The sequence below is a fragment of the Xanthobacter sp. DMC12 genome (genome assembly GCF_056314105.1).
Map to the genome: position 1 here is coordinate 150,768 of NZ_JBQUYZ010000002.1, position 11,891 is coordinate 162,658.

The following is an 11,891-nucleotide window of genomic DNA, read 5'->3' on the forward strand; positions in this document are numbered from 1 at the left end:
GGCGTTGCCTCCCAAAACTCGTTCTTGGCCGCTCGGGCCTTATTGTCGCGCCGACACTGGCGGCTCAATGCCCCCGCCTAGGGGCGCGGTTCCACGGCTTCCAGCGGCAACCCGGCCTCGCCCCAGCCGTCCACGCCGGTCGGAAACCAGGAGACGTTTGTGTAGCCATAGGACATCGCTCGCTTGGCGGCATTCCATGACATCCAGCAATCACGCTGGCAGAAAATCACCAGCGGCGCGTTCACATCGCCGCGCGTGACGGCGGACAGGCCGGTGCGGAAATATCCCTCGGTTTCCGCATTGAGCGCGCCGAAGCCCACATTGGGCAGCCACACGGCGCCGGGAATGCTGGAATGGGGTTGGTCGCGCCACACGGTTCCCGCCGGGAGGCCGGCGGGTTTGGGTGGGCGTGGAAGCACGTCCACGAAGGCGACCCCGCCCTTGCGCCACAGCTCCGCCGCTGCGGCGGCATTCAGCACGCGGGCGCCGCTGAGCGTTGCCGGGACCGGGGCGCGATAGGCTTCGAGCCGGTAGCCCTCGGGTTCGGCCGGCGTGGCCGCGGCAGCGGCAGGAGGCGCGGCCGGCTGGGCGAGCACGGGAGGTGCGAGGAGAGCCAGCCCCCCCAACATGGCGGCGGCGAGCCAAAGGCGGGCGCCTGCGTGCTCGGCGCTCCGGCTCACTGGCCCGGCGTCCCGGAGGTCGACACGATGGGCTGACCGTCCTCGTCCAGCAGCGGGACGTGATAGGCGACGAGCACCTTCTCGATGTCGTCGGCGCGCTTGCGCAACACGGTGTTCAGCGTCTGCTTCCAGATGTGGTCGGTGGGGCGCACGCCCATGGTGATTCGGTAGGCGAGCGCCGGGCGCGCCGCCTCCTTCACCAGCGGGATCACCTTGAGCGGCGTTGCGGACTGCGCCGCGAAGTAGCCGGCTGAAGGCCCCCAGAGCAGGCCGCCGTCGATCTCGCCAGCGTTCAGGCTTGCGAGCATTTCCTCGGCCGGGGACGCGTAGCGCCGGTCCACGAGGAGCGAATAGGTGCGGGCGTTGCCGATGAGCCCGAGTTCCAGGAGGTGGTCGGCGGGCGGGGTCGCGGCGATGACGCCGAGCTTGGCGGTCTTCAGCTTCGGATCCGACAATTGGGTCACGCCGTCGAGCGGACCGCCGGCCTTCACCACCAGCACGAACACCGATTCGTAGTAGGGATTGGTGTGCAGCACGAGGTCGGCCCCGGCGACATAGCCGATGATGACGTCGCACAGGCGCCGGCCGAGCGAATTGCGCACGAAGCCCGGGCCTTGCGGCATCAGGTACGTGCGCAGGGGCAGTTTGAGCTCGTCGGCGACGATGGCCGCGATCTTGTTCTCGAAGCCCTCGCCGGCGGCGTTCGAGAACGGCATGTTGGCGGGATCGGCGCACACCCGGAGGGCGTCCGCCGAAACCTGGTCGGGAATCTGCTGCCCTCCGGCCCCCGAAGGGCTGAGCAGCAGGATGGCGGCGAGGGCTGCCGTCGCGATCGACGCCAGCAGGGGCGCGAACCGTTCCCTACTCGCCGAGGCAGGCCTTCTCGGCATCGGCAATCTCCTTCGACTTCTCGTCGCGCTTGGCGGGGCGGACGCGGCCGAGCGCGTCGTCGGAACGGGCGCGCAGATAGACGTAGAGGTCGTCCAGGTAGCACATCACGTTCTTGTTCAGGCCGAACGAGGGCATCACCCGGTCGTTGCCGTTATTCAGGTTCTGGCGACCGCCGACGACGACCTCGCTGAACTGCTCGAAGTTCATTGTCTTGAGCGATTCCGCGAGCGCGGGCGCGTACGTGGAGCCCATGCCGTCGGGGCCGTGGCAGACGTGGCATTCGGCGTGGTAGCGGCGGTAGCCGGAATAGGTCAGCCAGTCCACCTGGCCATCGGGCTTGATGTTGTAGGTGGGCGCGCCGTCGACGTCGTAATAGCGGCCACCCTCTTCCTTCACCGGCTTCGGATCTGCCGGCTTGGTGGTCTCGGCGACCGAGGCGGTGCTGCCGAGGGCGAGCGAGAACGCGGCGAGGAAGAATGCGCCGGCACGGGTCAGGGGGACTGATGAAACCACACGATCTCTCCAAAACGACAGACGAAGGGCGAAGACGGCGCTCGGGGGGATGGGCGGGTCCGTCTCCGGTTTCGCGGGAAGAGCCTGAGGGGCGCAGCCTTGGGGCCGCGCTCCGGGCCTCGGCCAGGGGCCTCGGCGGCAGACGACGGCGTGGGGCTGCGGACACAGGGAGCCGTTCCGGCGTTCACCGGCAAAGCCCCCTGCCCCTGGAAAAGGATCGGGCCGGCGGGGGGGTCCCCAGGCCGGCCCGAATGCGCATGGAATGCGCCTGGCCTTAACGCCGCCCGATCATTGCGGGACGGCGAAGACCGTCAGCTGACCGCCGAGGGCGGTGTAGTTGCTGAGGGCTGCATAGCCGCCCACCGCGCCGAGGCCGGCGTTCGGATCGGTCAGGCCGGCCGCGAGGCCGATGCCGGCCCAGCCGCCGACACCCGAGAGCACAGCCACGTACTGCTTGCCCTTGTGGGTGTAGGTCATGACGTTGCCGATGATGCCGGACGGGGTCTTGAACTTGTAGAGTTCCTTGCCCGTCTTGGCGTCGACCGCCTTCAGGTAGCCCTCGAGGGTGCCGTAGAACACCACGCCGCCGGCAGTGGAGAGAGCGCCGGACCACACGGAGAACTGCTCCGGGTTGGACCACACGATCTTGCCCTGCTTGGCGTCCCACGCGATGAAGTTGCCCATGCCGCCATGGCTGCCGGGAGCCGGGAACATGGAGAGCGTGGCACCCACATAGGGCTGGCCGGGGGTGTAGCTGACGCGGAACGGCTCGTAGTCCATGCACACATGGTTGGTGGGCACGTAGAACAGGCCGGTGTCAGGCGAGTAGGACGCAGGCTGCTGGTCCTTGGTGCCAAGCGCCGCCGGGCAGATGCCGGTGGAGTTCACATCTTCGCCGTTCTGCTCGGTGGAATACTTGGCCACGACCAGCGGACGACCATAGGTCGGGCTGTTCTTGTCCATGTCCACCTTCGAAGCCCAGTTCACCGCCGGATCGAACTTCTCGGCCACGAGCAGTTCGCCGGTCTTGCGGTCCAGCGTGTAGCCGAAGCCGTTGCGGTCGAAGTGCACCAGCGTCGGGCGGGTCTGTCCGCCGATCTGCTGGTCGGCGAGGATCATCTCGTTGATGCCGTCATAGTCCCACTGGTCGTGGGGCGTCATCTGATAGACCCACTTGGCGACACCGGTGTCGGCGTCACGGGCGAAGATGGTCATGGACCACTTGTTGTCGCCCGGGCGCTGCTTCGGGTTCCAGGTCGAGGGATTGCCCGAGCCGTAATAGATCAGGTTGAGCTGCGGGTCGTACGAATACCAGCCCCAGGTGCAGCCGCCGCCGGTCTTCCACTGGTCGCCCTGCCAGGTGGCGAGGGACGAATCCTTGCCAACGGGCTTGCCGAGCGCAGTGGTCTTCTCGTCGAACAGGATCTGGCTGTCCGGGCCGACGGAATAGGCGCGCCACGCCTGCTTGCCGGTGTTGATGTCGTAGGCGGTGACGTGGCACTGCACGCCGAACTCGCCGCCGGAGATGCCCACGAGGACCTTGTCCTTCACCGGCATGACGGTGGCGGTGTTGGTCTCGCCCTTCTTGGGATCGCCGTTCACCACCGACCAGGCCACCTTGCCGGTCTTGGCGTCGAGCGCCACGACCTTGGTGTCGGCCTGATGCAGGAACACCTTGCCGTCGGCATAGGCGAGGCCGCGGTTCACCGTATCGCAGCACATCACCGGAATGACGGTGGGATCCTGCTTCGGCTCGTACTTCCAGATGATCTTGCCTTCGTTGTTGAGGTCGAGGGCGTAGACGATGTTCGGGAAGGGCGTGTGGACATACATGATGTCGCCCACGACCAGCGGAGAGCCCTCATGGCCGCGCAGCACGCCGGTGGAGAAGGTCCAGGCAACCTGGAGCTTGTTCACGTTGTCGGTCGTGATCTGCTTGAGCTTGGAATGGCGGGTGTTGGCGTAGTCGCCGGTCTGGAGAACCCACTGGTTGGGGTCCTGGGTAAGCTTGAGAACACTGTCATTCGCGCTGGCGGGCGCGCCGAAAAATGCGGTTGCCGCCGCCGTGGCGGTCAAAACCAAAAGACGTCTCATCCGGGCTTCCTCCGATGGATGCGGGTCCGCCTCCACGCGCATGTGGAGCGGGAAACGCACTGAGCGTTTGTTTTCGCCTTGGGGGACTCCATCTACTTCGGCAGCGTGTCACGACCGGCGTGATGCCCTGAAGCCTTGCGGTGACAAGTGCGTCCCGCAGGCCTGCGAACCAACCCCGCGTTCCCCGCACGGAGTTGTTGAAGCCGAAGCTGTGAGGAACGTAAGCAATGTTTTCGCCCAAGGCAATACGCCAAATGTCCCGTTGACGAGGCGATTTATACTGCGAGCGCGAAGTCGCGTTGCGTAATATTGCGACGCAGCAATATTCGCGTTTGGCATCCCGCGGCCGCCTATTCCCATTCCAGCTCGTGGTAGGCCGCGGTTGCATTGCGGGCGTTGAAGTCGTCGAACAGCTGCCAGTCCGGTGCTTCCGCGCGGCCTGCCGAGCGGGCCGCCTCGGCCATGGTGCCACCAGCCTTGACCGTGGCGCGCACGTCGGCGACGAGGCGATTGAGATAGCGCTCGGTTGGCGCCGCCGCCTCGGGCCAGGGGACCGAGGCGGGGCCATGGCCGGGCACCACGCGGGCCGCCGGGCGGCGCTTCATCTCGTCCAGGATCGCGATCCAGCCCAAAGCCTTGCCGTCGAGAGCGGGGACGTGGCCAAGAAAGAGGAGATCGCCGAGGAACCAGGTGCTTGTCTTTTCGTCGAACACCGTGAGATCGGTGGCGGTGTGGGCGGTCTGCCACGCTTCGAGACGCAGCGGGCGCTCTCCGAGATCGATGGTGCGCACCGTGTCCACCGTCTCGTCCGGCAGGATCACCCGCGTGCCCTCCGCGGCCTGTGGCCCGATGAGACGCTCGGTGGCGGAAAGATAGGAGGCGGCCCGCGCCGAAAGCGCTTCCGGCAGATTGTGATGGCCGATGAAGGTCACGCCCGGCCCCGCGAACGCGGCATCGCCGAGGACGTGGTCGGGGTGCATGTGGGTGTTGATGACATAGCGGATCGGCAGCGCGGTCCGCGCCCGGATCGCCGCCTTCAGCGCCTCCCCCGACGCCTTGCTGCCGCCGGTGTCGATCACCGCGACCGCATCGTTGCCGACGATGAAGCCAGCATTGCCGACGAAGCCGAGATTCTTCGGCAACGCAAGGGCATAGGGGGCCTGATGGACGAACACCCCGGGGGCCACCTCGCTGACCGCGAAAGGCTCCGGCTGCGCTTGCGCTGCAGCCGGGATCGCGGCGACCAGCAGCGCCGTGAGGGCCAGACCGGCGGCGACGCGCTGCACCCTCGGGGGGGCGCAGCCATGGGCTCCGCAACACGCCATCTCACCCCTCCCGCAGCAGAGGAAAGCGCGCAGCCAGGGCCGCGCGCTCGGCCTCGATCCATGGACCATCGCGCATGGCTCGCGGCAAGGCGAGACACACCTCCTCGACGACATAGGTCGGCCGTGGGGCCAGCATCACCACGCGATCCGCCAGCTCCAGTGCCTCGCGCACATTGTGCGTGACCATGAGCACGCTGGTCCCGCCATCCGCCGCCAGCGCCACGTAGCGCCGCAGCTCGGTGGCGGCCTGGGCGTCGAGGGAGACGAATGGCTCGTCCAGCACCAGAAGGTCCGGCTCCAGTGCCATGGCGCGCGCCAGCGACACCCGCCGCGCGAGGCCCAGGGACAGCTCGCCGGGATAGCGCGTGGCGTGGGCGGAGAGGCCGAAGCGTTCGATCAAGGGAGCGAGGTCCATGGCCCTTCGCACCTTCGGCAGCACGAGGCGGATGTTCTCCTCCACCGTGCGCCACGGCAAAAGGCGCGGTTCCTGGAAGGCGACGCCGATGGAAAGGGTCGCAGGGTCGGGCCTTACTTCGCCTTCGAAGGCGCGGTCGAGCCCGGCGAGAATGCGCAGCGTCGTCGTCTTGCCGCAGCCCGAGGGCCCGATGAGGCAGACGAATTCGCCCCGCGCGATCGCCAGCGTGATCCCGCGCACGGCCTCCATCGGCGCGCCATCGGGCCGCCGGTATGTCTTGGCGCGGATGACCGCCTCAATGAGCGGTGAGGCGCCAGCGTCGGACATGGGCTTCATAGGGCTGCAGCACGCCGTATTCGATGGCCAGCATGACCGCCATGAAGGCCAGCGAATAGCCGAGCACGGCGGTCACGTCGAACAGCTGGAAATAGACCGAGATGGCGTAGCCGACGCCATTGGGGCGCCCCAGCAACTCCACCACCAGCACGATCTTCCACACCAGCGCGAGACCCGAGCGCGCCGCCCCCGCGATATGGGGCTGCAATTGCGGGATCAGCACATGGCGCAGCCGGTCCATCCGAGACAGGCGGAAGGCGCTCGCCATCTCGTCCAGGTCCGGGGAGAGCGCACGGGTGCCCTCGCGCATCAGGACCGCGACGGTGGGAATCTTGTTGAGCGCCACGGCGAGCACCGCCGCCGCCTCGGTCAGTCCCAGCCAGATGTAGCAGAGCACGGTGATGACCAACGCGGGCGTATTGAGCAGCACGATCACCCAGGTGTCGAAGGCGGTGTCGAGCCTGCGCGAGCGGCCGAGCGCGACGCCGATGGCGCAGCCGAGCGCCATGGCCACCACGAAGGAGACGACGACCCGCGCCAGGGTGATGGCGATGTTGGAGAGAAGATCGCCCCCGGTCGCCTCCCTTACGATGAAGGCGAACACCGCATGTGGCGCCGGAAGAGAACGGCTGTGCGCCAGGGTCGCCGTGATCTCCCACGCCAGCAGCAGCAGGACGAGCGAGGCCGCCCGCGCCACGGCGCCGGAGGACAAAAGCTTCATCGCGCCGCCGGAGACTGGAAATAGAGGTCCGCCGGCAGGCGGGTGGCGCTGCCCACCAGCTTCGCGCCGCCCAGCTTGACCAGCACCGAATAAAGCTGCGCGGCAAGCGTCTGCTCTTCCGCAAGGGACAGTCCGGGAATGCCAGCGAGGAAGCCGCGGCGCAGCGCCTCGAAGGTGGCTTCGTCGCCGGCCTGCATCTGCGCCCGCGCCGCCGCCCAGCCGGGCCCGGAACGGGCGGGATCGGGATCGGCCAGCGCCGCCTTGGTGGCCCGCGAGGCCGCGGCGAAGGCGGCGACCGTGCCGGGGTTCGCGCGGGCGAAGGCGCCGTCGAACACATAGCCCACCAGCGTCGGCTCATGGGCGAGGCCGAAGCCTTTCACCATCTCCTCCACGGTCAGCATCTGCCGGAAGCCCTTGGCTTCGAGCCGCGCGGCGAAGGTCCAGTAGATCAGCGCGGCATCGAGATTGCCGGCCTCCAGCTCGGCGGCGAGCAAGGGCGGTGCGGCGAACACGGGCTGGGTGGCGGTCTGGAGATCGAGCCCCGCCTTTTCCAGCGCCGTCGCCTTGAGCATGAGCCAGCTCTTGTCCAGCGGGCCGCCGGCGACGCCCAGCCTCTTGCCGGCGAGGTCCGCGACGGAGCGGATGGGGGAGCCCTTGGGCACCATCACCGCGCCCTCGGAGGAGGAGAAGGGGATGTAGACGAGATCGCGCCCGTCCGCCTTCACCCGGGCCGCCCAGAGCAGGTCGCTGACGATGGCGTCCGCCGCGCCCGCCATGAAGGCGACACGCCCGGCATCGTTGTTGGCATAGCGGGTGACGTCCAATGTGACGCCGTTGGCGGCATCGAGCCCCAGCGCGCCCATGGCCGCGATTTCCCAGGCGGCCGAGCCGAATTGCAGGATGCCGAGGCGGATGGCCGGCGGCGCGGCACGCGCGGGAGAGAGCGGCCCGACGGCGGCGCCGGACAGCGCGGCGCCCGTAAGCGCCAGCAGGCGGCGGCGCGTGAGCATGGCCTTCCTCCCGAAATCCTCCGGCCGGCGCCGCGCCTGCGGCCCCGCCCGATGCGCCGCCACTGTGGCGGCGCCGGGAAGAAGTGTCCATAACGATCTGAAACAAAAGGCTTTTCTGAGAGGAATTTAAGAAGGTGCGCGGGAAAGAGTTCCCGCTTCACACGGGACGGCGATCCTCGATGGTCTTGGCGTCGACGGGCAGCGTGCCCGGGGAGAGCACCACGAGCCGGCCGCGCAGCTTGGTGGCAGAGCGGATGTCCTCCAGCAAGGCATCCTGCGAGAGCGCGGCGGCGTCGGCCACTTCGATCTCCAGTGCCATGTCGTCCTGGTCGCCCGTGCGATCCACCACGAGGCGGGCCTTCGCCACGGCGGGATGCTTCTTCACCGCCGCCTGCACCTGCACGGGGTGCACGAACATGCCGCGGATCTTGGTGGTCTGGTCGGCGCGGCCCATCCAGCCCTTCAGGCGGATGTTGGTGCGCCCGCAAGGGCTCGCGCCCGGCATCACCGCGGAGAGGTCGCCTGTGGCGAAGCGCACGAGGGGGTAGTCCGGCTCGAACAGGGTGACGACCACCTCGCCGACCTCGCCCTCAGCCTCTACCGGATCGCCGGTTCCGGGGCGCAGGATTTCCACGAGGCAGCCCTCGTCCACGATCATCCCGTCCTCGGCCTCGCTCTCATAGGCAACGAGGCCGAGATCGGCCGTGCCGTAGCACTGGCGGGCGGTGATGCCGGCAGCCTTCAGCTCGGCCCGATGGGCCGGAAGGAACGCTTCGCCGGACACCAGCGCCTTGGTGAGGGAGGAGATGTCGGTGCCGGTCTCGCGCGCCTTGTCCACGAGGATCTTCAGGAAGGAGGGCGTGCCGCCATAGCCCTGCGGCCGGATGTCGGCGATGGCGCGCAATTGCAGGTCGGTCTGGCCGACGCCGGCCGGCACCACGGCGCAGCCCAGGGCATGGGCGCCGCTTTCCACCATCGAACCGGCGGGGGTCAGGTGGTAGGAAAAGGAATTGTGGACGATGTCGCCGGCCCGGAAGCCGGCCGCGAACAGGCCGCGGGCGAAGCGCCAGAAATCGGGGCCATGGCCCTCCACGTCATAGATGGGGCCGGGCGACATGAAGATGCGGGCGAGCTTGCCCGGTGGCGTCGCGTTCAGCCCGCCGAAGGGGTAGCTCCGCGGCTGTATCGCCAGAAGGTCCGACTTGCGGGTGACCGGCAGCTGCGCGAGCGCCGCCCGCGTGGTGATGGCAGCCGGGTCCACATCCTTGAACAGCGCGGCGAAATAGGGCGCCTTCGCTTTGGCGTGCGCGACCTGCGCGGCGAGCGCCTGAAGCAGGGCCTGCTCGCGCGCTTCCGGGTCGCGGGTCTCGCTGGCGTCGTAGTGGCGGTTCGGATCGGTCATGGTCGGACTCTTGTCGAAAGCGGGCCGGGTAACGTGCTCTGCTCCCCGGCCGACTGGAGCGCGAGCGGAAGGAGAGCCGGGGTCCAGCGCTCAAGTTCGCCGAAGGCAGCCGGATCGGAACCGCAGGGGGGATCGGGCCGGCCTCGCCGAAGTGTCTGCTGGACCTCGGATCGGCGCTCCGGCTGCGCCGTCGCTTGTCCGGCGCACGACTACAGCCACCGCTTCCGGCGCTTGAAGCTCTTCAGGTTCTTGAAGCTCTTGCGCTCCTCGCCGCCGCCCTGGCCGAGGTAGAATTCCTTCACGTCCTCGTTGGTCTGCAGCATCTCGGCGCTGCCATCGAGCACGATCTTGCCCTGCTCCATGATGTAGCCGTAGTCCGCGACCGAGAGCGCCACGCGGGCGTTCTGCTCCACCAGGAGGATGGTGACGCCGAGGTCCTGGTTCAGCTTCTTGATGATGGAGAACACCTCCTTCACCAGAAGCGGCGAGAGACCCATGGAGGGCTCGTCCATGAGGATGAGCTTGGGGCGGGACATGATGGCCCGGCCGATGGCCAGCATCTGCTGCTCGCCGCCGGAGAGATAGCCGGCAAGACCCGTGCGCTCCTTGAGGCGGGGGAAGTATTCGTAGACGCGCTCGATGTCGCTCTTCACCTCGTTGTCGCGGCGGGTGAAGGCGCCGAGGCGGAGGTTCTCGAGGCAGGTCATGTCGGCGATGATGCGGCGGCCTTCCATAACCTGGAAGATGCCGCGGCGGACGATCCTGTCCGGCTCGATGCCGTTGATGCGCTCGCCCATGAAGGTGACGTCGCCACGGGTGATCTCGCCGTCCTCGGTCTTCAGGAGGCCGGAGATCGCCTTCAGCGTGGTGGACTTGCCCGCGCCGTTGGAGCCGAGCAAGGCGACGATCTGGCCCTTCGGCACCTTCAGGGAAAGGCCGCGCAGGACGAGGATGACGTCGTTGTAGACCACCTCGATATTGTCCACCGACAGGAGTGGCGGCGCGGTCTCGGCGGCGGGTTCGAACTTCAGTGCGGCCTCGGCCATGGCGGTCTCCGGTTTCTTGCCAGACCGTCATCCCCCGGCTTGTCCGGGGGATCCACCTCTGTGGCAGGGCCGTCCCCGAAGGACGATCACCGCTGCGGCGAATGAGTGGATGCCCCGGACAAGCCGGGGCATGACGTCGATCAAACGGGAGGCAGGCGGACCTGCCTCCGTGACCTCACCAGCCCTGTAGTTCCGTCTTGCGGGGCAGGTCGATGGTGGCGACCTTTTCGAGCTTGATGGTGCCGGCCTTCACGAGGTCCGAGACGGACGCGTCGGTGGGGCCCGTTACCACGGAGCGGTAGAGGTCCACGCGGGTGGTGGGGCGATGGTCGGTGGCGGTCCAGGTGGAGGGATTGCACACGCCGTCCATGCCCTTCGGCACCCAGTCCTTCTTCTGGTACATGCCGTCGCGGATCTTCACGCCGGTCACGCCGCCGTTCTTGTCCGCCCACTCCATGGCTTCCTTCATGTAGAGGGCGGTGCAGATGGCGGTGAGGTAGTGCACCGGGCGATAGGCGGTGCCCGACGGGTCAGAAATCTTTGAGATTTCCTTCGCGGTGGCGAGGCCGGGCGCCGAGCCGTTCCAGGTCACGGCAGTGCGGACCGGGAAGACGACGCCGTTGGCGGCCTCGCCGGCGGCCTTCATGGCGTTCTCGTCCATGCCCCACACGTTGCCGAGGAACTGCACGTCCACGCCGGCCGTCTTGCAGGCCTTCAGCACCGATATGTTCGATCCGGCCGTGTTGCCGAGATAGGCGTAGTTGGCGCCGGACTGCTTCAGCGTCAGGCACTGTGGCGTGTAGTCACCCGGCGTGAGGGCGAAGGTGATGGGATCGAGCACCTCGAAGCCCAGCGACTTGGCGTATTCCGCCGCAGCTTCCTTGGGCGAGTTCGGATAGGGGTGGTTGGCGCCCATGTGGACCCACTTGGGCTTGCCTTCCTTGCCCTTCTTCTTCCAGTCGTCGGCGGCCCACTGCACCATGGCGCGGGCGGCGTCCGAATAGGACGGGCCGTAGAAGAAGTTGAACGGCGCGGCGCGCTCGCTCTTCGGGTTCACCTTGCCCACGGGGTCGGTGAGGGAGGCGGAGTAGGAGCCCGAGTAATAGGGAATCTCCTCCTTCGTCACCATGCCCACGAGGGCTTCGGTGTCGGCGGTGCCCCAGCCCTGGATGGCGACGACCTTGTCGGTGCCCACCCACTTCTTGAAGGCGGCCAGCGCGCGGGGCACCTGGTAGCCGTATTCATTGAAGTCGGAATTGATCTTCTTGCCGTTCACGCCACCATTGGCGTTGATCCAGGCGATGGTGTCCTGGATGCCCTGACCGTAGGGCTGGCCCACGTCCGAGGTGCCGCCGGAATAATCGGCGAGGTGGCCGATGTTGATCGACTGCGCGAGCGCAGGCGTCGCGGCGGTAAGCGCCAGCGCCGAGACGAGGGAAAGGGTCAGTCGCTTCATCT

General features: G+C 67.7%; 11 protein-coding genes. All 11 read right to left on the minus strand.

Annotated features, from left to right (window positions below; genetic code table 11):
- Positions 1-77: 77 nt before the first annotated feature.
- Positions 78-629 (minus strand): PQQ-dependent catabolism-associated CXXCW motif protein, encoded by a 552-nt coding sequence (locus tag ACT535_RS08920; protein WP_168458786.1) that lies wholly within the window; start codon positions 627-629, stop codon positions 78-80.
- A gap of 47 nt (positions 630-676) precedes the next feature.
- Complete coding sequence (locus tag ACT535_RS08925) at positions 677-1,570, minus strand: substrate-binding domain-containing protein (protein WP_476364105.1); 894 nt, start codon at positions 1,568-1,570, stop codon at positions 677-679.
- Complete coding sequence (locus tag ACT535_RS08930) at positions 1,542-2,084, minus strand: c-type cytochrome, methanol metabolism-related (protein ID WP_476364106.1); 543 nt, start codon at positions 2,082-2,084, stop codon at positions 1,542-1,544. The genes ACT535_RS08925 and ACT535_RS08930 overlap by 29 nt, the downstream gene beginning before the upstream one ends.
- A 288-nt stretch (positions 2,085-2,372) precedes the next feature.
- Positions 2,373-4,178 carry a lanthanide-dependent methanol dehydrogenase XoxF5 gene (xoxF5, locus tag ACT535_RS08935; protein WP_168458614.1) on the minus strand — a complete coding sequence of 602 codons (1,806 nt, stop codon included), beginning with the start codon at positions 4,176-4,178 and terminating at the stop codon, positions 2,373-2,375.
- A 350-nt stretch (positions 4,179-4,528) separates the two neighbouring features.
- Positions 4,529-5,503 carry a quinoprotein relay system zinc metallohydrolase 2 gene (locus ACT535_RS08940; protein ID WP_476364107.1) on the minus strand — a complete coding sequence of 325 codons (975 nt, stop codon included), beginning with the start codon at positions 5,501-5,503 and terminating at the stop codon, positions 4,529-4,531.
- A 1-nt stretch (position 5,504) separates the two neighbouring features.
- The gene (locus tag ACT535_RS08945; protein ID WP_476364108.1) at positions 5,505-6,245 is read right to left on the minus strand and encodes an ABC transporter ATP-binding protein; all 741 of its coding nucleotides are present in this window, start codon (positions 6,243-6,245) and stop codon (positions 5,505-5,507) included.
- Positions 6,214-6,975 carry an ABC transporter permease gene (locus tag ACT535_RS08950; protein ID WP_476364109.1) on the minus strand — a complete coding sequence of 254 codons (762 nt, stop codon included), beginning with the start codon at positions 6,973-6,975 and terminating at the stop codon, positions 6,214-6,216. The genes ACT535_RS08945 and ACT535_RS08950 overlap by 32 nt, the downstream gene beginning before the upstream one ends.
- Positions 6,972-7,985, minus strand: a complete 1,014-nt coding sequence (locus tag ACT535_RS08955; RefSeq protein ID WP_476364110.1) for an ABC transporter substrate-binding protein — start codon at positions 7,983-7,985, stop codon at positions 6,972-6,974. The genes ACT535_RS08950 and ACT535_RS08955 overlap by 4 nt, the downstream gene beginning before the upstream one ends.
- Before the next feature lie 157 nt (positions 7,986-8,142).
- On the minus strand, positions 8,143-9,387 hold the full coding sequence (locus ACT535_RS08960) for a phenylacetate--CoA ligase family protein (protein WP_476364111.1): 1,245 nt from the start codon (positions 9,385-9,387) through the stop codon (positions 8,143-8,145).
- A gap of 209 nt (positions 9,388-9,596) precedes the next feature.
- Positions 9,597-10,433 (minus strand): ABC transporter ATP-binding protein, encoded by an 837-nt coding sequence (locus ACT535_RS08965; RefSeq protein ID WP_476326082.1) that lies wholly within the window; start codon positions 10,431-10,433, stop codon positions 9,597-9,599.
- A gap of 175 nt (positions 10,434-10,608) precedes the next feature.
- Positions 10,609-11,889 carry an ABC transporter substrate-binding protein gene (locus ACT535_RS08970; protein WP_476364112.1) on the minus strand — a complete coding sequence of 427 codons (1,281 nt, stop codon included), beginning with the start codon at positions 11,887-11,889 and terminating at the stop codon, positions 10,609-10,611.
- Between the last annotated feature and the right edge of the window lie 2 nt (positions 11,890-11,891).